This window comes from Mycobacterium sp., from assembly GCF_032161845.1.
Classification (GTDB): Bacteria; Actinomycetota; Actinomycetes; order Mycobacteriales; family Mycobacteriaceae; genus Mycobacterium.
On sequence record NZ_JAVRQA010000014.1, the window covers coordinates 1 to 22,220 of the forward strand.

The window sequence follows — 22,220 nt, forward strand, 5'->3', positions numbered from 1 at the left end:
CGCGAACCATTAGGAGCGTTGCAGTGACGATCACGTCGGATACCGAAGAGGTCATCGCCAAGCTGCAGCAGGAAGTCTGCGACCTGCACGCGCAGCTGACCCGGTACCAACTGGTCGTCTGGACGGCAGGAAACGTCTCAGCCCGCGTTCCCGATCGCGACCTCATGGTCATCAAACCATCGGGGGCGGACTATGATTCGCTGACCGCGGGCGACATGGTGGTGTGCGATCTCGACGGCAACCTCGTCGACGGCGCGCTCAGCCCGTCCTCCGACACTGCGGCACACGCCTATGTGTACCGACACATGCCCGAGGTGGGTGGAGTCGTGCACACGCACTCCACCTACGCCACGGCCTGGGCCGCCAGGGGTGAGCCGATCCCGTGCGTGCTCACCATGGCGGCCGACGAGTTCGGCGGTGATGTCCCGGTGGGACCATTCGCCCTCATCGGAGACGACTCCATCGGCCGGGGCATCGTGGAGACGTTGCGGGAGAGCAATTCTCCCGCGGTGCTGATGCGCAATCACGGTCCGTTCACCATCGGGCGCACCGCGCGCGACGCAGTGAAGGCCGCGGTGATGGTCGAGGACGTCGCGCGGACCGTGCACATCAGCCGCCAACTGGGTAGCGCGCCGCCCATCGACGAGGCGGACGTGGCCGCCCTGTTCGAGCGCTACCAGAACGTCTACGGCCAAACCGGCCAGCCCTCTTCAACCCCTCAGGAGAACCAACGATGATCGCGTCCCGACTCGTCACCAGCCAGGTGTGGCTGATCACGGGCAGCCAGTCCCTGTACGGGCCGGACATCCTCGATCAGGTCGCCGATCAGTCCCGCCAGATCGCCGCACGGCTCGACGGCAGCACCGAGATTGCGGTCGAGGTGCGCTGGCTGCCAGTCGTCACCGACGCCGACGAGATTGCGCGAGTGCTTAGCGAGGCCAACACTTCTGAGGACTGCATCGGTGTCATCGCCTGGATGCACACGTTCTCGCCGGCCAAGATGTGGATCCGCGGGCTCAAGACGCTGCGCAAGCCGCTGCTGCATCTGCATACCCAGTTCGGCGTCGAGTTGCCCTGGCAGAGCATCGACATGGACTTCATGAACCTCAACCAGGCCGCTCACGGCGACCGTGAGTTCGGCTACATCCAAACGCGGCTGTCGACCTCGCGAAAGACGATTGCCGGGCACGTCAGCGACCCGAACACCCGCAGGCGCATCGGCTCTTGGGTGCGGGCGGCGCTCGGCCGGGCGGAGCTCTCGACGCTGAAGGTCGCGCGATTCGGTGACAACATGCGCGGCGTCGCCGTGACCGAGGGCGACAAGGTGGAGGCCGAGGCGCACTTCGGAGCCTCGATCAACACCTACGGCGTCAACGACCTGGTGGAGGTCGTCGAGCGGATCCGCCCCGCCGACGTCGACAAGCTGATCCGGGAGTACGAGCACACCTATGACGTCGCGCGCGAGCTACTGCCGGGTGGGGACCGGCACGCATCGCTGCGACACGGTGCGCAAATCGAACTGGGGCTTCGAAAGTTCCTCCAGGAAGGTGACTTTCACGCCTTCACCACCAACTTCGAGGACCTCGGTGGACTGCGTCAACTACCGGGCTTGGCCGTGCAGCGCCTGATGGCCGACGGTTACGGGTTCGGTGGCGAGGGTGACTGGAAGACCGCGCTCTTGCTGCGCGCCGTCAAGGTGATGGCCGAAGGGCTGCCGGGTGGAACCTCGTTCATGGAGGACTACACCTACGACCTGACGCCCGGCCACGAGCGCATTCTCGGCGCGCACATGCTCGAGGTCTGCCCCAGCATCGCAGCGGGGACACCGACGCTGGAAGTGCATCCACTCTCGATCGGCAATCGCGAGGATCCCGTCCGGCTGCGCTTCACCGCGGCGCCCGCAGATGCGGTCATCCTCGGGATCTGCGACATGGGTGCGCGATTCCGTCTGGTAGCCAACGAGGTACGCGTCGTCGAGCCGTCCCACGAGCTGCCGAACCTGCCCGTCGCCTGCGCCGTCTGGGAACCGTTGCCGTCCTGGGCGACGTCGGCCGAGGCGTGGCTGATGGCCGGTGCGCCACACCACACCGTGATGACCACCTCGGTGGGCACCGAGACCATCGACGACTTCGCCGAGATGACCGACACCGAGCTGCTCGTCATCGACGCCGCCACCACGGTGCGGGGCTTCCAGCATGAACTCAGGTGGAACGACGTCTATCACCACGTCGCCGCGGGACTCTGAGGCGGACCTGATCCGATGATCGTCGCCCGCCTACACGCCATTGGGGACCTTCGGGTGACCAATGAACCGGACCCCGACGAGCCACCGCCAGGTCGGTCGCTGCTTGCCGTCACCTCGGTGGGCATCTGCGGATCCGACCTGCATTGGTTCACCGACGGTGGAATCGGCGAGAACCGCATCGAACGTCCGGTCGTGCCGGGACACGAGTTCGCTGCCCTCGCGGTGACAGGGCCGTACGCCGGGCGCCGCGTCGCGGTCGACCCCGCCATTCCGTGCGAGTCATGCGAGACGTGCCGCGCTGGTCACCAGAACCTCTGTCCCACTGTGCAGTTCGCCGGCCACGGGACACTGGACGGTGCGCTGCAGGAGCAGCTGGTGTGGCCGGATCACCTACTGCACCCGCTGCCCGACGAACTCAGCGACGCCGCCGGAGCTCTGCTCGAGCCGCTGGGCGTCGCCATCCACGCCGTGGGAGTGAGCCATCTTCAGCCGGGGTCCGACGTGCTGGTGGTGGGCGCAGGCCCGATCGGCGCACTGACGATCCAGGTGGCTCGTAGCCAGGGCGCCGCCCGGGTGTTCGCCACCGAACCCCTCGAGCACCGCAGGGCGACGGCGCTTCGCTGTGGCGCCGACGAGGTGTGGCCGGAGACGCACGCCGTAGAAGCGGTGCTCGACGCGACGGATGGCCGTGGCGTCGACGTGGTGGTGGAGGTGGCCGGAACCGACGCCGCGATCGCGACCGCCGTCGCCGCGAGCAGGCCAGGTGCCCGGGTGGCGTTGGCGGGCATTCCCTCGCAGGACAGCTCCTCGTTTCCGGCCGCCTTGGCGCGCCGCAAGGGTCTGACGTTCGCGATGGTGCGGCGGATGAACGACACGTATCCGCGAGCGATCGCCCTTGCGACGGCAGGTGTCGACCTGGACCTGCTGGTCACCGAGCGCCATCGCCTCGTCGAGGCGGCCAAGGCGTTCGGCTCGGCTGCGGAGCGTCGTGGCGACAAGGTCGTGGTCGACGTGTCGGTGAGTTGAGTGATTGGCGCTCACCGCGTGGTCGCACTAGTTTCGGCGGGGTGATGTTCTCAGCCGCTGGCGCCGTCGCGCGGTGGATCTCTCCCGTTCTGACCGTTGCCGCCGTCGCGGCAATCGGTTGCCTTGCCACCCCGATGCATGCCGGACCCGCCCCGGCGGTGCGCCTGGTCGGCGACGCCAACCCGCTGGCCGGACAGGCGTTCTACGTGAACCCCAACTCGGCGGCGATGCGCGCCGCGAACAGTGCCGATCCGCCGAATCCCGAGTTGAGTGCCATCGCCAACACGCCGCAGGCGTACTGGATGGACAACCTCTCGACGCCGTCGGTCGACGCGGCGTACATCGGTGCGGCCCAGGCCGCAGGCACCATGCCGATCCTGGCGCTCTACGGCATTCCGCATCGCGACTGCGGGAGCTTCGCCGCGGGTGGGTTCTCCTCGGGTGCCGCCTACCGTGGCTGGATCGACGGCGTTGCAGCCGCCATCGGCTCGGGGCCGGCGGCCATCATCCTCGAACCCGATGCGCTCGCGATGGCCGATTGCCTGTCCGGCGACCAGCGCCAGGAACGCTTCGACCTGATGAGCTACGCCGTCGACACCCTGACCCGCAATCCCGCGACGGCCCTCTACGTCGACGGTGGTCACTCGCGCTGGGTGAGCGCCACCGACATGGCCGCCAGGCTCAACCAGGTGGGTGTTGGCAAGGCGCGGGGCTTCAGCCTCAATACGGCGAACTTCTTCACCACCGACGAGGAAATCGGTTACGGCGACGCGATTTCGGGGCTCACGAACGGGTCGCACTACGTGATCGACACGTCCCGCAACGGAGCTGGACCCTCCGGCGACGCGCTGTACTGGTGCAATCCCAGCGGCCGCGCGCTGGGGACCCCGCCCACCACGGCGACGGCGAGCGGGAACGTCGACGCCTACCTGTGGGTCAAACGCCCCGGCGAATCCGACGGCTCTTGCGGCCGCGGTGATCCTGGCGCGGGTCGCTTCGTGAACCAATTTGCCCTCAATCTCGCCCACAACGCCGGCCAGTAGGCGCCCGCAACCGCTCCATCGAGTGGGTCGCTGCAATCGCCGGCGTCATGACGAGGCTCGCGATGGGCGGTCTTCCCTCCCCGTGACCAATTCGGCGGGCAGGCTCACGTCTGACGGCTGGTCGGCGTCTTCCCTACGAGCGCTTCACACGGTAGCGCTCGGTCATCAACGTGGGAGGGAACATTCAATGTCGATCGAGGAGAACAAGGCGGTTGTCGGACGGTGGTTCACCGAGTTTTGGGGCGAGTCCTTCAACCCCGATGTCATCGACGAACTGGCTGCACCGGACATCCGCTTCGAGTACTCGTTGCACACCCCGTGCCGTGGCCGCAGCGAGGTGCGGGCGTTCGCCACCAAGTTCCGGGCTGCGTTCCCAAACTTGGCCTTCGGCGCCACCGCCGATTTGATCGCCGAAGGTGACTATGTGGTGGGCCAGTGGGTCGGCGGTGGCACCCAGACCGGGGAAGCGTTCGATGACATGCCGATCGGTGCACTGCCGGCCGGCACCGGCAAGACGATGCGGTTCACCGGAACGTCGGTTCTCAAGGTCATCGACGGTCTGATCGTCGAGGAGATTGGACTCGACGATGGAGTCACGGTGCTGCAGCAGATGGATTTGATCAAGCCGGCCTAGTCCGCGGTGTGCGTGCACCCCCGCCGCCGCCCCGCAGAGTTTTGCGGTCCGGCAGATCCGACCAGTCCCTCTTGCGGTTCCAGCGATGGACACGAGGTACGCGGATTCCTCGTTGATGCAACGGGTCTCGAGCCGTGATCTGCTCGGCGTCGGTCAGCGACGGGGCGTGCAGCACGTAGATGCCGTTCCCCGAATTCGCTCCGTCCGGTGTTTCCAGGGGCCCTCCAAGGACGAGCTTTCCTTCACTGTGAAGCTCTGAGAGGAACGCGAGGTGTTCGGCGAGTGATGCACGTATGACCTCGGGATCGTCACCGACGAGTTCGCTGTACACGAAGTACAGAACTTCGTGGCCCTCGCCAAGGGCCGACGATCCTGCTGAACCGTGCATGTCATCGCCCGCCAGGTCCTCCGGTGTCGTCATCAGTTGACGCCGATCTGGGAGTGATGCGGTTCCACGTCGTTCGCCTCAGCGGTTGCCGCGAACGGGATGCGCGCCCATCGCAGCGGTACCGCGGCCAGCAGAACGAACGCCAATGTCGCGACGGCGGTCCGCGCTGCGTGGGCAAGCTGCCATCGGTCACGCATGCCCGCCCAATTCGCTGGCGGCGCGAGCACGGTCCACCTCTGTTGGTCGGTGTTGATGGGAACGTTGATCGACACGCTGACCGCAAGCGCCACCAGCAGCAGGAGCACCGCGGCTGCGGCAAGCCAGCGTCCACCATCCCGCCGACGTAGCAGCCCTTGGGTGAGTACGGCAGCAGCAAGGATGGCTGGGGCCAGCAGCGTACTAGCCAACGCGCCGAGATGATCGAGTTCGACGTGCCGGACCTGGGTGTAGACCGCCGCGGAGGTGCCGCGCAGGCTGACCTCCAGTACGAGGACGGTGAGAAGGAAGCCGGCGAACAGCCCACTGAACAGCACTGCCGCGTAGGTCGCGGTCATGAGCAGCGGTGATGACCGGGCCGCTCGGCGGCGGATCGTGATCGTCATGGGCATGTCACCCTGGCCGGTTCAGGACGCCGCTGCCGACTGCGCGTCGGCGTTGTCACTGGGTGCGGCCTCGCGGCGGATCATCTGCCACAGGCTCGGCGTCTGCTCGATGGTCGAGATGACGACGGTGCGCCGCGCGGTGGCGGTATCGGCCGCCAGCGAAACCAGGTACTCGGCCAGATCGATGCGCGCGGTGAAGGCGCCGACCGGAGCGATTTCGCCTCGGAGGTAGTCGGTGGGTGCCGCTAGGTCGAACAGGCCGGAGGGCCGGACGATGGTCCAGTCGAGGCCGGTGCCGCGCACGGCGGTCTCCATGCGGCGAATGTCCTCGTAGACCGTCTTGCCGATGGTTCGGGTGAGGATCGGCTCGATCAATCGCAGGGAGATGGGGATGTGTTCGCGGTGAACCGGATGCGCGGCCGTAGAACTCACTACCACCAGGCGGCTCTTGCCAGCTGCGCGCATGGCAGTCACGATGTTCTTCGTCCCGACCGAATAGGTATCGACCGGCTCCCTCGTGAAGGTGACGCCGAGTGTCGACACCACGGCATCGACTCCGTCCACGACCGGCAGGACCGAGGCAGCATCACGGACGTCAGCTCCGCTGACCGTCAATCGTGCTGCGGCCAAGGGAAAGTCGCGTGGCCGCCGAGTCACCGCTACCACGTCGTGGCCGGCCTCGAGAGCCAGTGCGGTCGCCAGGCGGCCGGTCTGGCCATTGGCGCCGAAGATCGCTAAACGCATGTTGCACACCTTTGGTCGGATTGATTTTCATCACATACTATGATTGTCACCGTACGTGACTATCATCAGGAATGCTAGAGTCGGTCCATGAAGCAGGACCCCGCCGGCATCGCCGCACTCGACGAGCGCATCCCGTTCCTGTTGTCACAGTTGGGTTCACTCATCGCCGACGCCTTCCAGGCCAGGATGCGCGACGTCGGCACCGAACCACACACCTATGCGGTTCTGATGGCACTTGCCACCCGAGACGGTCAGTCACAGCGCGAGTTGTGCGCAGGGCTCGGCATTCACCGCAACGCGATGGTGGGCATCGTCGACACGCTGGAAGCCGAGGGTATGGCTAAGCGAAAGACTCATCCGGACGACCGTCGAGCGTTCGCCGTCACTCTCACCGACAAGGCTCGCCGGCTGCTGCCCGAGTTGGACCAATCGGCCCGCGCCTTGGAAGACGAAGTGACCGCACCCCTGTCGACGGTCGAGCGCGACGTTCTGCGTGGTCTGTTGCAGCGCGTCGCCGCCGGCGCCGGACTCATTCCCGGTGTCCATCCCGGCCTCCTCGGCGGCGCCGTCACCCGTTGAGTCCCAGCAAGCTGGCGACGCGATAGTGCAACGATGAACCCATGACGGCCACGCTTGTCGCGAAGAATCTGGCTGGCGGCTTCGCCCATCGCACCCTTTTCGAGGGCCTCGACGTGACCGTGGCACCTGGCGACGTCATCGGAGTCGTTGGCGCCAACGGCGCGGGCAAGAGCACGCTGCTGCGGATCTTGGCCGGGGATCTCGAACCGCTCGGTGGTGCCGTCAGCGTCGCGCCACCCGACGCGTTCATCGGGTGGCTGCCGCAGGAGCACGAGCGGATACCCGGCGAAACCGTCGCCGCTTACATCGCGCGCCGGACGGGGTGCACCGACGCGACGCAGGCCATGGACGCGGCGGCCGCGGCGTTGGCAGAGCCCGATCAGAGTGCCGCGAACGAGGACCCGGCCGTTGCCTACTCCGCAGCGCTGGATCATTGGCTCGCCACCGGTGCAGCGGACCTCGACGAGCGGTTGCCAGCGGTGCTGGCCGACCTGGGGCTCGATTCCGATGCCGTGCGGCCGGAGTCGACCCCGATGACCGCCCTGTCGGGTGGGCAGGCGGCGCGGGTCGGACTGGCGGCGCTGATGCTGTCGCGGTTCGACGTCGTCCTGCTCGACGAGCCGACCAACGACCTCGACCTCGACGGGCTCGCCCGCCTCGAGCACTTCGTCCGCGATCTTCGCGGTGGCGTGGTGCTCGTCAGCCACGATCGAGAGTTTCTGGCCCGCAGCGTAACTCGCGTCCTCGAACTGGACCTGGCCCAGAACGCCACCACCGTCTTCGGCGGCGGCTATGAAAGCTATCTGGAAGAGCGTGAGGTCGGGCGCCGACACAAGCGTGAACAGTACGACGAGTTCGCCGAGAAGAAGGCCGATCTGGTGGCGCGTGCACGCACGCAACGGGAATGGTCGAGCCAAGGTGTCCGCAACGCGATGCGCAAGGCTCCTGACAACGACAAGATCCGGCGCCGGGCGGCCTCCGAGTCCAGCGAGAAGCAGGCGCAGAAGGTGCGCCAGATGGAAAGCCGGATCGCCCGCCTCGAAGAGGTCGCCGAACCGCGCAAGGAATGGACTCTCGAGTTCACCATCGGCGCCGCGCCACGGTCGAGTGCCGTGGTGGCGACCCTCGACAACGCCGTTGTGCGCCAAGGCGAATTCGTCCTTGGCCCGGTGTCGTTACAGGTCGATGCCGGTGAGCGGATCGGCATCACCGGCCCCAACGGGGCTGGAAAGTCGACGTTGTTGCGGCTCCTGCTCGGTGGTCAGCGGCCAGACGAGGGGCGCGCCAGTTTGGGTGCCAACGTCGCCATCGGCGAGATCGACCAGGCGCGCGCCGATTTCACCGGCCCAGGGCGTCTGGTCGATCGCTTCGAGCAGTGTGTGCCGTCGTGGACGACCGCCGACGTGCGCACCCTGCTTGCCAAGTTCGGGCTGCGCGCCGACCACGTGGAACGAGAGGTCGACGACCTCTCGCCAGGGGAGCGCACGCGCGCCGGCCTCGCTCTGCTTCAGGCGCGAGGCGTCAACGTGCTGGTTCTCGACGAGCCGACGAACCATCTCGACCTCGCCGCCATCGAGCAGCTAGAAGAGGCGCTCGAGACTTATGACGGGGCGTTGTTGCTGGTGACGCACGACCGACGGATGCTGCAGAACGTCCGGTTGGACCGCACGTGGCTAGTCGCCGACGGGCGGGTCGCCGAGCTGTAGACGATGAGCCTGGTCGGTCACTCCACGACGAAGACCGGGATCAAGCGATCGGTCTTGGTCTGATACTCGGCGTACGGGGGATAGGCCTCCACGGCCAGCCGCCACCACTGTTCGCGTTCGGCTCCATCGATCTCGCGTGCGGTCCCGGTCGACGTCTTGTCGCCATCCTGCACCGTGACCGCCGGATTGGCCTTTACGTTGAAGTACCACGACGGGTGCTTGGGGTCACCGCCCTTGGAGGCGACCATGGCGTAGCGGCCGTCCGACTCGACCCGCATCAGCGGCACATATCGCTTCTTGCCCGACTTCACGCCCGTGGTCGTGAACAGGACGATCGGGCGGTCGAGAACCTCGACCCCGTCGGTGGTGCCCTGCTCCAGAATGCGTTCGGTCTGCTCGCGTACCCACTCGGTCGGGCTCTTTTCGACATGCTCAGTCATGTGGGCGGCAACAGGGCAGGCGTCACCGTTATTCCTGCTCGTCGGCGGCTGACCAGACCCGAGAGTGACGTGACGCGGAGGAATGTCGAGTGGTTACCTGCGTGGTTGCACTCTCGCGGCAGCTAGGTTGTTTGATCATGGCTCTGTCACCGGACATCGTCGGTCTGACCTACCTGCATCCCGACTCCTACGTGGTCAGTCGGGAAGAGGTCCGTCAGTACGCGGTGGCGGTGAAGAATCAGGATCCTGCCTACTCCGACGACGCCGCCGCCCTAGCCCTGGGCCACGACGCAATTCTGGCTCCGCTGACCTTCATCTCGGTCTTCGGTTATCGGGCGCAGATGGCGTTCTTCGAACATGCCAACATTGCGATCCTGGACGAGAAGCTCATCCAAGCCGAACAGGGCCTGAAGATCCTCCGTCCGATCAAGGCCGGTGACACGCTCTACTGCCGCATTCGCATCGACTCGCTTCGGCAAGCCTTCGGGGCGGACGTGCTCACCATCAAGAGCTGGATCACCAACCAGGACGGCGAACTGGTCCAGGAGGACTTCACCATCCTCGCGGGGCGCAGCGCGCCAGAACGGGGATTCGAAAGCGGTTCCGCGACAACGACTCCCTGACCGCCAACTCCCCGACCGCAGTGTCAAAGGTGGATGCGCCGCGCGAGTGAGTCGATGGCCTTGATGGCAGGGCGAACGTCATAGGCATGCCGCGGCGCGGAGACACCTGCCGAGTGTGCCGAGGCGGGCGACCGCACGGCATCTTGATGGGCGCCGAGCGTGGTGAAGCCCATCACCGTTCCGGCGAGCACCGCCAGAGGTAGCAGGACGAGTCGCGGACCCGACCGGGCAGGGGACGGTTCCCGGCGCGGTGTGGAGGCCATGGCTCACGGTGACAGGTCAGCCTTGTTGGTCGCTGTCAATCAGCCGAAGATTTCTTGGCTGTCTGGCCGCGAGTGACTAGGTAGCGGGGCCGTCCCTGTCCCCGTCGGCCGGATCATCCCTTACCGCAGCGATTTCGATGGGCATCCGGTCCCCGAGGCTGTCGTAGATGGGTCGAGATCTGAGGAGTTCGGCGGCCAGCACGGCAGCCGCCGTGGCCGCCATCATCGGCACCGCCACCGACGTCGTGGCCGTCATCTCGATGACGATGACGATGCCCGTCACCGGCGCCCGGACCGTCGCTCCGAAGAACGCCCCCATCCCGACGATCGCCATCGGAACCGTCAACGTCGCCGCGCCCGCGGGCCACAGGGCGTTGACTCCGCCGACGAACAACACCCCCCACAGGGCGCCGATCGCCAGAAGCGGGGCGAACAGCCCACCAGGGACGGCCGCCGAATACGACAGCGGGCCGGCGACGAGGCGCACGACGAGATATCCGATCGCCGCAGGGAGCACGATGTTGCTGCCGCCGAGGATCAGTTGAGTCAGGGTGTCGCCGCCACCCACTGCGAGCGGGTCGATGAATGTCAAGAGCCCGATCGTGGCGCCGATCATGGTCGCCTTCAAGACTTTAGGGACACGGCGCACCGCCCCGACGACGTCGAGGAAGCCCAGCACCAAGCGGTTGTAGACGGCGCCGAGGCACCCGGTCAGCAGTCCGAAGAGGACGAACAGCGGCAGCAGGGCAACCGACGGAGCCGGCAGCGCCGCAATGACGAAGTCGGGGTGGTTCCCAAGGAGCAGCCGCGAGCAACCGACGGCTGTGGCGGCAGCGAGCACCGTCGCCAGAACGGTGCGAATGCGGAACGACTTCGTTGCCTCCTCGAGGGTGAAGAGCACGCCCCCGATCGGCGCGTTGAACGCGACGGCAAGGCCGGCGCCGCCCACGGCCGTCTGCATCAACCTGACGTCGGAGTCGCGGAGGTGAGCGCGGCGCGCCGCTTCGGCTCCGATAACCGCACCCATGTGAACGGTCGGGCCCTCGCGACCCAAGACCAAACCCGATCCGATCGCCAGCACCCCGCCGATGAACTTCGCGGGAAGCAGCAGAAGCGGCGGCGGAGCCACGGAGCCCCTGAACACCGCTTCGACGTGCTGGATGCCGCTTCCCGCGGCGAGCGGCACCCACCGCACGATCAGAGCGGCGAGTGTCGCACCCGCCGCGACGGCGACGACGGGGACGAGCCAGCCGGGACCCGGCAGCCGGTGCGCCCAGTCGACGAGGTCAACGCGCCACGCGTCCGCGGTGTGCAGGCACCAGCGAAACGCGCCGCCGACGAAGCCGATGACGACGCCGGCAACGATCGCGACCGCGCATACCAACACCGATCCGGGTGAGGAGTCATCCGACGGCCCGTCGTGGTGCGTCACGGGCAACCGTTCTCCTCGCCAGCTCGGCAGTGGGTGCGGCCAGTCTGGCAGATCGGCGCCCCCAATGAGCCGAACACGTCAGGGCAATGCGCCGATCATCGAGCCGGGCGAACGCCGTGTCCCGCAGCGCGCACGGGGACGAACAGGACGACCGAAGCCACCAGGATCGCACTCAGTGCGACGGCGTTGAGGATCTGGTCGCGAGTGTCGTACATGTGCAACATCTGCATGTGAAAGATGAAGTGCAACAGGTTGAACACCGTCCACGCTGCGGCAGTCACCCGAAGCAGCGTGGTGTTGGTGAGGTGGATGGCCGCGAACACACTGAGCAACGCCAATGCCAGGTACATGGCGCCGACGTCCTTGACGAAGTGTTCGTTGTAGGGGCCCAGTTGAGGCAGCCAGCTCAAGCCCATGCCAGGAAACGTGTCGTACCAGTGACGTGGCGCGGCGTACGCCCACCCGCCGACCACGACGCCGGTGAACGCGAGGAGACCCAACAGGGCACGATGAAATGTCGACTTCATGAAGCTAGGACGACGTAGGCCACCGGAATGTGACGCGGACACCGTCGGGGCCGACGCGCCGCTGGGGAAGGCCCCCGCGGGACCTACAGTCAGACAATGAACTTCGAGGAGTACCGGTCCTACGATGCCACGGGGCTGGCGAAGCTCGTCGTCGATCGGCAGGTGTCCGCGGCCGAGCTGCTGACGCTGGCACGGGAGCGGGCGGCCGCGGTCAACCCGCGCATCAACGCAATCGTGCGCGACGTCCCTGCCGCTCCGTCGGACCACCTCGATGGCCCGTTCGCCGGCGTCCCGTTCCTGATCAAGGACCTCGCGCAGGACTTTGCGGGGCTGCCGACGTCGGCGGGCTCGCGAGCATTGAAGTCGACACCGGTCTCGGAGCACGCGACGATCGTCCAACGCTGGATCGACGCCGGGCTGGTCATCTTCGGCAAGACCAACACCCCCGAGTTCGGGGCGAAGGGGATCACCGAGCCCGTCGCGTGGGGTCCGGCGCGCAATCCCTGGAATCCGGAGCGGACGCCTGGCGGGTCCTCGGGCGGATCGGCGGCGGCGGTCGCCGCGGGGATCGTGCCGTGCGCCGGCGCCAACGACGGGGGCGGTTCGATCCGCATCCCCGCCGCGTGTTGCGGGCTGGTCGGCCTGAAGTCCGGCCGCGGCCTGACACCCTCGGGTCCGGCGACCGGTGAGTCGATGCACGGCGCCGCCGTACAGGGCGTCGTCTCGCGGACGGTGCGCGACACCGCCGCGATGCTGGACGTCATCAGCGGGGGTGAGCCCTTTGGGCCCTTCGTGCCGGGGCTGCCCGCGTCGTCGTTCGTCTCCTGCGTCGGAGAGGACCCTGGGAAACTCCGCATCGGCGTGAGGGTGCCGTCGGCGATCAATCCGGTGCCGCATCGCGAGGCGTTCGCGGCCGTGGAGGCGACCGTCCGTGCGCTCACCGAACTCGGCCACCACGTCGAGGAGTTGCCCCAGGCCCCGTACGACGACGCCGAACTGGCCCGCGACTTCCTGCTCACCTGGTTCGTGTACGCCGCCTGGGAGCTCGCCGAGGCCAAGCGGCTGACAGGTGCCGGCGATGACTCGTTCGAGCGCGACACGTTGATCATCGCCGCGCTAGGGCGGGCGACCAGCGGTGTCGACTACCTGGCCGCGGTCCAGCGGCGACACGAGCACACCCGCAGGCTGACGACCTTCTTCGAGTCGTATGACCTTCTGCTGACGCCCACGTTGGCGACGCCACCGCCGAAGATCGGTGAGTTCGACCTCCCGGTAACGCTGCAGCGGGCATCGGACGCGCTGCTCAAAACCCGCACCGCGAGTCTGCTGCGCTACACCAAGATCGTCGACGACATGGTCGACAAGAACCTCGGCTGGGTGCCATACACGCAGTTGGCCAATCTCACTGGCCGACCGGCGATTTCGTTGCCGCTGCACTGGACGGCGGACGGTTTGCCACTCGGCGTCCAGTTCGTCGCGCCGCTGGCGGGCGAGGCGCTGCTCATCCGATTGGCCGCGCAACTCGAGCAGGCAGTTCGGTGGGCCGACCGTGTCGCCCCGGTCTAGCGGCCCTCAGAGGCCGTCATCGAGGCCGCCGCCGGTTCGCCCAGCCATCGTCCTGGTGGGCCAGCCATTGCAGAGCACGATCCCACGTCCGGGCGCGGGACCGGTCTAGACAGTGCCGGATGCCAAGACCCGTCAAGCCGTTGAACACCACGGCCAGCACCCAAACGGTCCATCCGACGCTGGCCGCATTCACCGAGGCATCAGAAGGCGTCAGCGGTGCCGTGACGACCTTCCCCGTGGAATCGAGCCAGATGGTCAGGTGCGCGCCCGCTTTCACGAGGCCGGGGTCGGGGCTGACGACGTTCTCGATGCGCTGCTGCGTGCCGTCGCGCCACTGAACGCGTACGTACTGGGGAGTGTCGAGATCGGTCAGCGGACCGGTGCTTCCCTCGACGACTGCGGCCTGAACCGAGTGGCGACTCTGCGCCTCCTCCTCGACGATGCGGATGGTCGAGTCGTAGGTCTGGTGGCTCACCCCCACCGCGAACGGGATGGCAAGAAGGGTCATGCCGAGCAGGGCCAGGACGGCTAGCGCTTCGAGCCGATCGCTGGCCCGTACGAGCGGGTTGCGATCCAGTGCGCGGAGATACCAGCGGCACCGCAGGGCAAACGTTTGGAGGCTCATCGGCACGGTCCGAGTCGGGGCTTGGCGTTACTCTTCAACACCTCTCTCATGGTGACAGCGGGGGCACCTGGACTTCAAGTTGTGCAGCGTGATGGCGATCGATATCACAGCTCTCGCGTCGTATCGGCTGCCGAGCGACCTGTCGCTGCAGTGTGATCGGGGTCATCGGTCAGCGTCGAAGGTGCTGTCCAGCAAACACTTCGCCGAATGACCGCCGCTCTGTGCGTTCGCCCAGAGCTGTCGGCCGCCGCCGTATAAGGTCCAGGCATGACGCAAGTGACGGTGATAACGGGTGGCGCCGGGGGGATGGGTCTGGCCACCGCCAAGGCCATTGGCGGTGAGCGCGCCGTCGTCCTCTGCGATGTGCGGCAGGACCGACTCGGCGCCGCGGCGAAGACGCTCAATGACATGGGCTTGTCCGCCACACCCATCAACTGCGACGTCACCAACCGAGCTGCGGTGGTGGCACTGCTGGAGGAGGCAGCGGCGCTCGGCACCGTCTCGGCGGTCATCCACACCGCGGGGGTGAGCCCCAGCATGGGTGACCCCGACTACGTCATGAGAACCAACGCCATCGGCACTGTCAACGTCAACGAGGCCTTCTACGCCGTCGCCGGGGAGGGCTCCGCCATCGTCAACGTGGCGTCCATGGCGGCCCATATGTTGCCCGAAAGCATCATTCCGACAAGTCATTTCCCGCTCGCACTGCACGACGAAGCCCGGTTCATGACGGAGATGATGGCAGCCTGCAGCATCGCTCCCGAAGAGTCTCGCTCCGGTCTGGCGTATGCAGTGAGCAAGAGCTTCGTCCGGTGGTACTCCACGTCGCAGGCCGAGAGGTTCAACGGTCGCGGGCTGCGCGTCGTCTCCATCTCTCCGGGTTCCGTCGACACCGAGATGGGCAGGCTGGAGGAGAGTGCCGGTGCGGGTGCGATGGTCGCCGACTTTGCGGTCCCGCGATGGGGCAAGCCGGAGGAGATGGCAGACCTGCTGACCTTCTGCGTCAGCGCCAAGGCGGGCTACCTCACCGGCACCGACATCCTCAACGATGGCGGTGTGATCGCGTCGATGAACGAGCGGGCCAGGGTCGCGGCCGGCAACGGTTGACGTCACGTGCCCAACGATCGCGTGCTGATCACCGGTGAGACCTGCTGGCGCTTGGAGCGGGCCGACCAATTCGCCGTGATCGTCGACGCCGCCGACTACTTTCACCACACCAAGGCGGCGATGTTGCGTGCCCAGCAGCGCATCGTCCTCATCGGCTGGGACTTCGACACCAGGACGATCTTCGAGCCGGGCGGCAAGACCCTGCCCGGATACAACGAACTGGGTCCATTCCTCCGGTCGTTGGTGCGCAAACGCCCGAATCTCGAAGTCTTCGTGTTGAAGTCGAATCTGAGACTGCTCCCCGCCTTCGAAAGCCTTTGGAGCGGGGTAACTCCCGTGGCCGTGGTGAACCTGTTCAGCAGCGAACGGATGCACTTCGCCATCGACGGGGCACACCCGACCGGCGCCGTTCACCATCAGAAGATCGTGGTGATCGACGACGCCGTCGCCTTCTGCGGAGGTATCGACTTCGCCGCCGACCGTTGGGACACTTCCGACCACTTGGATGGCAACCGGCTCCGCCGAGCGGTGGGTGAGAGCTACGGCCCCCGTCACGAGGTTGCCACCGCGGTCGACGGGGCCGCCGCCCGTTCGCTCGCCGAGGTCGCCAGGGAACGGTGGCGAGCCGCGACCGGTCAGTCGTTGGAGCCGGTCGAGGCTTCTCGCGACGTCTGGCCAGGCAAGTTGGCGCCCACTCTGCGCGATGTCGGCGTCGGTATCGCGCGCACCATGCCCGCGCTCGATGACGGCGTCGAGATCCGTGAGGTGGAGGCACTGAACCTCGCCGCGATGGCCGCGGCGCGCGAGGTGATCTACGCCGAGAACCAGTACCTCGCATCGCGGGTGCTCGTCGATGCTCTCGCCGCTCGCCTTCGGGAGGCGGACGGTCCGGAGATCGTGATAGTCATGCCCCGTAACTCCGAGAGTCGCTTGGAACAGCAGGCGATGGACAGTGCGCGGCACCGGATGTTGGGCAGGCTCTGGTCGGCCGACCAACACAATCGACTCGGCGTGTACTGGCCCGTGACCGACGAGGGAACGCCCATCTACGTACACGCGAAGGTTCTCGTGGTCGACGATCGGTTGTTGCGCATCGGCTCGTCGAATCTCAACAACCGCTCGATGGGGTTCGACAGTGAGTGCGATCTCGCCGTGGAAGCCGATCCCGCCAACTCCGCCGACCGGGACACCAGCCGGACGATCGTGTCGATCCGCAACCGATTGGTCTGCGAACACCTCGGCGTGCCCGTCGACGAATTCGAGCGGGTGATGCAGCGGTGCGGTTCGTTCTTGACGGCAGTCGAGGAGCTTCGGGGACGCGGAAGGACGCTGCAACAGTTCACCACTGAGACCGTCGCCGACGAGGCCAGCCTGTTGGCGGAGAACGACCTCATGGATCCCGACCGCGTGCCGCAATCGTTGTCCCGAAGCGTGCAGCGGTGGCTTGACGGATTCGCCGACTGACCGCTGACCGTTCCGTTATCGTCGCTGGATGAGTGAATCGGCTACGCCGTCAAGCCAATCCGGTCCGACGCTTGCTCCCACCACTACCCGGCGGGCGGTGCTCAACACCATGAAGGGCTCGGCGGGAAATCTCGTCGAGTGGTACGACGTCTACGTCTACACCGTCTTCGCCATGTACTTCGAGGCGCAGTTCTTCGACAAGAGCGACAAGAACTCGACGCTCTACATCTACGGAATCTTCGCGGTCACCTTCGTGATGCGGCCGGTGGGATCGTGGTTCTTCGGCAGATACGCCGACCGTCGCGGCCGCAAGTCCGCGCTGATGCTGAGCATCACCGTCATGTCGGGCTGCTCGTTCCTCGTCGCGGTGATGCCGACGCGGGAGGTGCTCGGCTACTGGGCCGTCGTGATCCTCATCATCGCCAGGCTGGTGCAGGGCTTTGCCACGGGCGGGGAGTACGGCACGTCGGCGACCTACATGTCGGAAGCGGCCACCGCGAACCGGCGCGGCTTCCTGTCGTCGTTCCAGTACGTCACGCTGATCGGCGGCCACGTCCTCGCGCAGTTCACGCTGCTCATTGCGCTGCACTTCCTGGACAAGGAAGCGCTTAGCGCCTGGGGCTGGCGCATCGGCTTCTTCATCGGTGGTGTCGCCGCCCTGGTGGTGCTGTGGATCCGCCGCTCGATGGACGAGTCGCTCAGCGAGTCACACCTGGAGGCCATTCGAACGGGCGAGGACCGGTCCGCGGGATCCATGAAGGCGTTGTTCACCACGCACTGGCGTCCGCTGTTGCTCGTCTTCCTCATCACGGCCGGTGGCACCATCGCGTTCTATACCTACAGCGTCGGCGCGCCGAAGATCGTCAAGGACGCCTTCGGAGCCGACCGCGCGCTGACGGCGACGTGGGTCAACCTGGTGGGATTGATCTTCCTGATGCTGCTGCAGCCGCTGGGCGGCCTCCTCAGCGACAAGGTGGGCCGCAAGCCACTGCTGGTCTTCTTCGGCGTCGGTGGCGTCCTGTACACCTATGTGCTGCTCACCTACCTGCCGACGACCACGTCCGCACTCGCGGCGTTCGCCCTTCTGGCCGTCGGATACGTCATCCTCACCGGCTACACGTCGGTCAACGCGATCGTGAAGGCTGAGTTGTTCCCCGCGGAAATTCGAGCTCTCGGCGTGGGGTTGGGGTACGCACTGGCGAACTCCGTGTTCGGCGGCACCGCGCCTGCGCTGTACGAAGCGTCCAAGCCCGACCACGTCACCTTGTTCATCGGCTACGTCACGGTGGTGATCGGCGTGAGCCTGCTGGTCTACGTGTTTGCGTTGAAGAACAAGGGAATGACGGTGCTGGATCGCGAGCAGGGAAGTGCGTGGGCGGTGCCGTCCGCTCGTTGATGGGTCTCACACCACGCGAGATGCCTTGCGGGTGAGCTTCACGTAGCGTGGTGGCTGGCGTGGGCCGTGCGTCACGAATCCACGGCACGCCTGATTCGAACACCGTCGTCGGCGCTGCGCCGAGGCCTTGGGCGCCAACGCCTTTCGTCGTTTCGCGCAGCATGGACCGAATTCGGCGACGACGGATGACATCCCCAACTCGAAGGATTGCGGCTTGGATGGCAACCCTGAACAGGGCGCTGAAGAACGCGCGGATCGCGTCGTGCATCGTCGAACGGCACTGAAGGTCCCGCTGATGCTGGCAGGTGGCGCTGCGCTCACCCCAACGTCGCGTGCCTCCGCCGCTGGAAGGGAGCGGTGGTCGGTCGACCGCGCCAACAGCTGGTACCGGGCTCAGCGCCGACTCGTCGGCGTGAACTACATCCCGTCGAACGCCGTCAACCAGCTCGAGATGTTCCAGCCGGACACCTACAGTCCTGGGCGCATCGACGCCGAGTTGGGCATGGCCCGACAACTCGGATTCAACACCGTCCGGGTCTTCCTGCACGACCTGCTGTGGGCCCAGGACCGGCACGGCTTTCTGCGGCGCCTGATGCAGTTCGTCGCCATCGCGGCCAGACACTCCATCAAGCCGATGTTCGTCTTCTTCGACTCCTGTTGGGACCCACACCCCAAGCTGGGTCCGCAGCGCCCGCCGGTGCCAGGCGTGCACAACTCCGGGTGGGTGCAGAGCCCAGGGGCCGAGCGTCTCGGTGATTCGCAATACACCAGCGTCCTGCGCGACTACGTCACCGCAGTGCTACGCCAGTTCCGCACCGACGACCGCGTCCTGGGGTGGGATCTGTGGAACGAACCCGACAACCCCGCGAGCGTCTACCGCACGGTGGAGCGGTCCGATAAGGACGTTCTGATCGCCGGGCTGTTGCCGCAGGTCTTCCAGTGGGCGCGCACCGTCGACCCCGTTCAGCCGTTGACCAGTGGCGTCTGGCAGGGCGCCTGGGCAGACCCGGGACACCGCAGCGCGATCGCCAACATCCAGCTCGACAATTCCGACGTGGTCACCTTTCACTCGTATGCCGAGCCCGCCGGCTTCGAGGCCAGGATCGCCGAACTCGCGCCGCTGCAACGCCCCATCCTGTGCACGGAGTACCTGGCTCGCACTTTGGGCAGCAGCGTGGAGGGCATTCTGCCGATCGCCCAGCGACACAACGTTGGCGCGTTCAACTGGGGCCTGGTGGCGGGCAAGACGCAGACGTATCTGCCATGGGATTCGTGGGATCACCCGGACCGCCCGCCACCGGAGGTGTGGTTCAGCGATCTGCTGCGAGTCGATGGGCGACCCTATCGAGACAGCGAGGCTCGCGCGATACGACGCGTGACACCTCTGATCCGCGCCAAGTGAGTAGCTGATAGCTAACCCGGACTGACCGTCCTGACCAGGTTTTACGAGGGTCGTAGCTACCGCTTTAAATTGAGAATTTGCGTGTTACGATGCTGTGACAATCCTAAGAGCCCCCGCAGAATGGACTGTTCACATGGCATCTAAGCAGCATCGTCGTGTCCAATCGGCCAAACGGATCGCCACCCTGGGGGCCGCCGCCGCAACTGTCACGGCGCTGGTTGCTGCGGGGACGCCTTTGCCCCCGGCAAACGCCGCAACGACGGTCGGTTCGGCCGGACTGCCCGCCATGGCGCTCGCTCCGGGGGCAATCGACCCGGCGTCGATCCCCGACCTGACGTTCGGCTTCGGAGGGCGGACGTACGACTCGTTCCAGTCGCTCGGGGCGGCGCTGGAATCGGCGCTGCTGAACAACGTCAACTTGGCGGGGCTGCTGGAGCGGCTGGGCTACGACCCCGAAACCGCCATCAACACAGCGCTGGGTAACGCGCTGACGCAACTGCTGGCGGGCGTCACGGTCGACGTCGGCAGCATCCCGGTGCTTGGACCGATCTTGAACAGCGCCGGCATCACCAACGCGGGTGCGTTGCTCGACCTGCTCGGGTTCGATCTCGCCGACCCGTTCAACCTCTCCGGAGCGGCCACCCCCGGCCTCAACATCATCACCGCGGGCCCGCCGTTCAGCCTGCTGAAGTTCTTGGGCATCGACCTGGGTTGGGTGCCCGGCTTCCCGAACTCGGTGGCCGACGAGATCAACGCCACGCCCTACCTCGGCATCAGCCCGCTCGCCGTCCTCAAGGCAATCCCCACCGACCACCTCACCTTTCTTCAGAAGACCACGCTGGCGGGGTTGATAACCACCGTCGACGGAATCCTCGGTGACGCCAACGCGGTCGACGTGCGGGTGCCCGTCGTCATCGGCTTCGGACTCGGCGCGTTCGCGGCGGGAATGGCCTATTCGCAGGTCGTCGCGGACCTCGCGAATCAGCCCGGTGGCGCGAACAACGTGGGCGCCGACCCGCTGGCAGGCAGTATCACGATCCTGCCGCTGATCCTGTTGCGCAATCCCGGTCGCGCCAATGGCGGGCTGTTCGCGCGCGGCTACCCCCTCGCCGGTCTGGTCGGCATCGATACGGTGACACCGGACACCGCGGTGAGCAGCAGTTCCGACGGCACCGGGCTCAACATTCCGGTCGGCACCACCGGCATCGTGCTCGGTGCGGCAAACCTCATCCCGATCAAGGTCGACGCCACGGTCGAATACGATCCGCTGTCCGACGTACCGGCCTGGCCGAATCCGGTGTCACTCGCCAATTCGGCTGCCGCACTGTTGTTCCCGACGTACCTCCTGCGCGGTATCACCGCCGCGAGCCTGACCCAGGTCGTCGACGGTCAGCTGAATCCGCAACTCGCCGCGGCACTCGCGAACAACGGTCCGCTCGCCCTGAACCTGTATCTCACGGTTCCGGTCAACAACGCCCTGCCCCTGCTCGAACCGATCAGGCTGCCGATCGACGTCATCAACCTGTTCACCGGTGCGAACCTGAACAACCCGATCGCCACCGCCCTGGAGCCCGCGCTGACCACGTTGGTGAACCTCGGGTACACCGACGTGAAGCGCACCGTCGTCAACGGCGTCCCGGTGTATGACCGCAGCCTCGATCAAGCGAATGTGATCACCCCGTTCGGCACGCTGCCTTCGGGTATCGATTGGGGACAGGTGCCCGGCGATCTCCTGATTCAGCTGGCGGCGGGCATTCAGCAGGCGATCGCTGGGGGCCTGGTCAGCAGCACTCCCGTCGTCAATCCGTTGGCGATCCTCGCCAATCTCCTTGGCGTGAATGGCCTTCCTGGCGCGGCGAATACGGCCAGCCCGCTGAGCGCGCTCACCGCCCTGCCAGGACTCACCACCAGCGCCGTCAATGCGACGGCCGGCGCAGTGGTCCCGGCGGCGCAGTTGCAGGGGCCGACTCCGAGTACCGCGAAAGTCCTTGCGGCCAAGGGCAACGACACCGACACCGATATCGACACCGACATCACGCCCGTCGGTGACACGACCCCAGCCGCCACTGTCGCCGCCGACACCCCTGCCCAGCCCGCCGCAGCTGCCACGCCGGTGACGACGAACACCGTCACGACGAACACCGGAACGCCGGCGAAGACAGCGCAGGCCCGCGCGGACGCCGCGGCGAAGAAAGCCGCCGACCGTCTCGACAAGATCGCCAAGGACGGCATGGACCAGCTCAACAAGATCGTCAAGGACGGCCAAGACCAGATCCAGAAGGTCCTCAAGGATGCGCACGACAATCTGGAGAAGTCGGCGAAGACGGCGACCGGGGCCGACAAGCCCGCAGACAAAACTGCCGACAAGCCCGCCGACAAGGCTGCCGCGTAGAAGGCGCGACGTCAGC

At 66.4% G+C, this 22,220-nt stretch carries 22 protein-coding genes; 14 read left to right on the forward strand and 8 right to left on the reverse strand.

Annotated features, from left to right (window positions below; all coding sequences use genetic code 11):
• Positions 1-23: 23 nt before the first annotated feature.
• The 5 genes from QOD90_RS00685 (at position 24) to QOD90_RS00705 (ending at position 4,948) form a co-directional block, all read left to right on the forward strand.
• Positions 24-737: a class II aldolase/adducin family protein gene (locus tag QOD90_RS00685; RefSeq protein WP_526345651.1), complete on the forward strand. Its 714-nt coding sequence runs from the start codon at positions 24-26 to the stop codon at positions 735-737.
• Positions 734-2,245 carry an L-arabinose isomerase gene (araA, locus tag QOD90_RS00690; protein ID WP_526345653.1) on the forward strand — a complete coding sequence of 504 codons (1,512 nt, stop codon included), beginning with the start codon at positions 734-736 and terminating at the stop codon, positions 2,243-2,245. The genes QOD90_RS00685 and araA overlap by 4 nt, the downstream gene beginning before the upstream one ends.
• 54 nt (positions 2,246-2,299) lie before the next feature.
• Positions 2,300-3,271 carry a zinc-dependent alcohol dehydrogenase gene (locus QOD90_RS00695; protein WP_526345655.1) on the forward strand — a complete coding sequence of 324 codons (972 nt, stop codon included), beginning with the start codon at positions 2,300-2,302 and terminating at the stop codon, positions 3,269-3,271.
• 41 nt (positions 3,272-3,312) lie between these two features.
• Positions 3,313-4,314, forward strand: a complete 1,002-nt coding sequence (locus QOD90_RS00700) for a glycoside hydrolase family 6 protein (protein ID WP_526345657.1) — start codon at positions 3,313-3,315, stop codon at positions 4,312-4,314.
• A 187-nt stretch (positions 4,315-4,501) separates the two neighbouring features.
• Entirely contained in the window at positions 4,502-4,948 is a 447-nt protein-coding gene (locus tag QOD90_RS00705; RefSeq protein WP_526345659.1) for an ester cyclase, read from the forward strand.
• Here the strand turns inward: QOD90_RS00705 and QOD90_RS00710 are convergent.
• The 3 genes from QOD90_RS00710 to QOD90_RS00720 are packed head-to-tail and all read right to left on the reverse strand — an operon-like array spanning position 4,935 to position 6,682.
• The gene (locus tag QOD90_RS00710) at positions 4,935-5,369 is read right to left on the reverse strand and encodes a YciI family protein (RefSeq protein WP_526345661.1); all 435 of its coding nucleotides are present in this window, start codon (positions 5,367-5,369) and stop codon (positions 4,935-4,937) included. The two genes, QOD90_RS00705 and QOD90_RS00710, sit on opposite strands and share 14 nt — an antisense overlap.
• On the reverse strand, positions 5,369-5,938 hold the full coding sequence (locus tag QOD90_RS00715) for an anthrone oxygenase family protein (RefSeq protein WP_526345663.1): 570 nt from the start codon (positions 5,936-5,938) through the stop codon (positions 5,369-5,371). Before QOD90_RS00715 ends, QOD90_RS00710 begins: the two co-directional genes overlap by 1 nt.
• Positions 5,939-5,959: 21 nt before the next feature.
• The gene (locus QOD90_RS00720; RefSeq protein WP_526345665.1) at positions 5,960-6,682 is read right to left on the reverse strand and encodes an NAD(P)-dependent oxidoreductase; all 723 of its coding nucleotides are present in this window, start codon (positions 6,680-6,682) and stop codon (positions 5,960-5,962) included.
• 87 nt (positions 6,683-6,769) lie between these two features.
• Here QOD90_RS00720 and QOD90_RS00725 point away from each other — a divergent pair, with 87 nt between their 5' ends.
• Complete coding sequence (locus tag QOD90_RS00725; protein ID WP_526345667.1) at positions 6,770-7,261, forward strand: MarR family winged helix-turn-helix transcriptional regulator; 492 nt, start codon at positions 6,770-6,772, stop codon at positions 7,259-7,261.
• A 41-nt stretch (positions 7,262-7,302) separates the two neighbouring features.
• Positions 7,303-8,967, forward strand: coding sequence for an ABC-F family ATP-binding cassette domain-containing protein (locus QOD90_RS00730; RefSeq protein WP_526345669.1), 1,665 nt, complete (start codon positions 7,303-7,305; stop codon positions 8,965-8,967).
• Positions 8,968-8,984: 17 nt separating this feature from the next.
• Here QOD90_RS00730 and QOD90_RS00735 read toward each other — a convergent pair whose 3' ends face one another.
• Positions 8,985-9,407, reverse strand: coding sequence for a nitroreductase family deazaflavin-dependent oxidoreductase (locus tag QOD90_RS00735; RefSeq protein ID WP_526345671.1), 423 nt, complete (start codon positions 9,405-9,407; stop codon positions 8,985-8,987).
• A gap of 137 nt (positions 9,408-9,544) precedes the next feature.
• Between QOD90_RS00735 and QOD90_RS00740 the strand changes: the two genes are divergently transcribed.
• Positions 9,545-10,030, forward strand: coding sequence for an FAS1-like dehydratase domain-containing protein (locus tag QOD90_RS00740; protein ID WP_526345673.1), 486 nt, complete (start codon positions 9,545-9,547; stop codon positions 10,028-10,030).
• A 23-nt stretch (positions 10,031-10,053) separates the two neighbouring features.
• Here the strand turns inward: QOD90_RS00740 and QOD90_RS00745 are convergent, their stop codons facing one another.
• From QOD90_RS00745 to QOD90_RS00755, 3 genes are all read right to left on the reverse strand, one after another.
• Positions 10,054-10,293, reverse strand: a complete 240-nt coding sequence (locus tag QOD90_RS00745; protein WP_526345675.1) for a hypothetical protein — start codon at positions 10,291-10,293, stop codon at positions 10,054-10,056.
• 76 nt (positions 10,294-10,369) lie between these two features.
• Positions 10,370-11,725 (reverse strand): H(+)/Cl(-) exchange transporter ClcA, encoded by a 1,356-nt coding sequence (locus tag QOD90_RS00750; protein ID WP_526345677.1) that lies wholly within the window; start codon positions 11,723-11,725, stop codon positions 10,370-10,372.
• 95 nt (positions 11,726-11,820) lie between these two features.
• Complete coding sequence (locus QOD90_RS00755; protein ID WP_526345679.1) at positions 11,821-12,252, reverse strand: hypothetical protein; 432 nt, start codon at positions 12,250-12,252, stop codon at positions 11,821-11,823.
• A 96-nt stretch (positions 12,253-12,348) separates the two neighbouring features.
• Here QOD90_RS00755 and QOD90_RS00760 point away from each other — a divergent pair, with 96 nt between their 5' ends.
• Complete coding sequence (locus tag QOD90_RS00760) at positions 12,349-13,818, forward strand: amidase (protein ID WP_526345681.1); 1,470 nt, start codon at positions 12,349-12,351, stop codon at positions 13,816-13,818.
• A 16-nt stretch (positions 13,819-13,834) separates the two neighbouring features.
• Here QOD90_RS00760 and QOD90_RS00765 read toward each other — a convergent pair whose 3' ends face one another.
• The gene (locus tag QOD90_RS00765; protein ID WP_526345683.1) at positions 13,835-14,443 is read right to left on the reverse strand and encodes an Rv1733c family protein; all 609 of its coding nucleotides are present in this window, start codon (positions 14,441-14,443) and stop codon (positions 13,835-13,837) included.
• Between the two features lie 267 nt (positions 14,444-14,710).
• On the opposite strand from QOD90_RS00765, the gene QOD90_RS00770 reads away from it, so the two are divergent.
• The 5 genes from QOD90_RS00770 (at position 14,711) to QOD90_RS00790 (ending at position 22,204) form a co-directional block, all read left to right on the forward strand.
• Positions 14,711-15,550: an SDR family NAD(P)-dependent oxidoreductase gene (locus QOD90_RS00770; protein ID WP_526345685.1), complete on the forward strand. Its 840-nt coding sequence runs from the start codon at positions 14,711-14,713 to the stop codon at positions 15,548-15,550.
• Between the two features lie 6 nt (positions 15,551-15,556).
• Entirely contained in the window at positions 15,557-17,014 is a 1,458-nt protein-coding gene (locus QOD90_RS00775) for a phospholipase D-like domain-containing protein (RefSeq protein ID WP_526345687.1), read from the forward strand.
• A 28-nt stretch (positions 17,015-17,042) separates the two neighbouring features.
• Positions 17,043-18,410 carry an MFS transporter gene (locus QOD90_RS00780; protein ID WP_526345689.1) on the forward strand — a complete coding sequence of 456 codons (1,368 nt, stop codon included), beginning with the start codon at positions 17,043-17,045 and terminating at the stop codon, positions 18,408-18,410.
• A gap of 262 nt (positions 18,411-18,672) precedes the next feature.
• Complete coding sequence (locus tag QOD90_RS00785; protein ID WP_526345717.1) at positions 18,673-19,812, forward strand: glycoside hydrolase 5 family protein; 1,140 nt, start codon at positions 18,673-18,675, stop codon at positions 19,810-19,812.
• A 133-nt stretch (positions 19,813-19,945) separates the two neighbouring features.
• Positions 19,946-22,204: an AAA family ATPase gene (locus QOD90_RS00790; RefSeq protein WP_526345691.1), complete on the forward strand. Its 2,259-nt coding sequence runs from the start codon at positions 19,946-19,948 to the stop codon at positions 22,202-22,204.
• Positions 22,205-22,220: the final 16 nt, after the last annotated feature.

Excerpts from the sequence above, each read along its gene's own strand:
- QOD90_RS00790 (WP_526345691.1), top strand. The coding sequence starts at position 19,946 with ATGGCATCTAAGCAGCATCGTCGTGTCCAATCGGCCAAACGGATCGCC.
- QOD90_RS00780 (WP_526345689.1), top strand. The coding sequence starts at position 17,043 with ATGAGTGAATCGGCTACGCCGTCAAGCCAATCCGGTCCGACGCTTGCT.
- QOD90_RS00740 (WP_526345673.1), top strand. The coding sequence starts at position 9,545 with ATGGCTCTGTCACCGGACATCGTCGGTCTGACCTACCTGCATCCCGAC.
- QOD90_RS00720 (WP_526345665.1), bottom strand. The coding sequence starts at position 6,682 with ATGCGTTTAGCGATCTTCGGCGCCAATGGCCAGACCGGCCGCCTGGCG.
- QOD90_RS00710 (WP_526345661.1), bottom strand. The coding sequence starts at position 5,369 with ATGACGACACCGGAGGACCTGGCGGGCGATGACATGCACGGTTCAGCA.
- QOD90_RS00760 (WP_526345681.1), top strand. The coding sequence starts at position 12,349 with ATGAACTTCGAGGAGTACCGGTCCTACGATGCCACGGGGCTGGCGAAG.
- QOD90_RS00715 (WP_526345663.1), bottom strand. The coding sequence starts at position 5,938 with ATGACGATCACGATCCGCCGCCGAGCGGCCCGGTCATCACCGCTGCTC.
- QOD90_RS00745 (WP_526345675.1), bottom strand. The coding sequence starts at position 10,293 with ATGGCCTCCACACCGCGCCGGGAACCGTCCCCTGCCCGGTCGGGTCCG.
- QOD90_RS00705 (WP_526345659.1), top strand. The coding sequence starts at position 4,502 with ATGTCGATCGAGGAGAACAAGGCGGTTGTCGGACGGTGGTTCACCGAG.
- QOD90_RS00730 (WP_526345669.1), top strand. The coding sequence starts at position 7,303 with ATGACGGCCACGCTTGTCGCGAAGAATCTGGCTGGCGGCTTCGCCCAT.
- QOD90_RS00770 (WP_526345685.1), top strand. The coding sequence starts at position 14,711 with ATGACGCAAGTGACGGTGATAACGGGTGGCGCCGGGGGGATGGGTCTG.
- QOD90_RS00735 (WP_526345671.1), bottom strand. The coding sequence starts at position 9,407 with ATGACTGAGCATGTCGAAAAGAGCCCGACCGAGTGGGTACGCGAGCAG.
- QOD90_RS00765 (WP_526345683.1), bottom strand. The coding sequence starts at position 14,443 with ATGAGCCTCCAAACGTTTGCCCTGCGGTGCCGCTGGTATCTCCGCGCA.
- QOD90_RS00725 (WP_526345667.1), top strand. The coding sequence starts at position 6,770 with ATGAAGCAGGACCCCGCCGGCATCGCCGCACTCGACGAGCGCATCCCG.
- araA (WP_526345653.1), top strand. The coding sequence starts at position 734 with ATGATCGCGTCCCGACTCGTCACCAGCCAGGTGTGGCTGATCACGGGC.
- QOD90_RS00755 (WP_526345679.1), bottom strand. The coding sequence starts at position 12,252 with ATGAAGTCGACATTTCATCGTGCCCTGTTGGGTCTCCTCGCGTTCACC.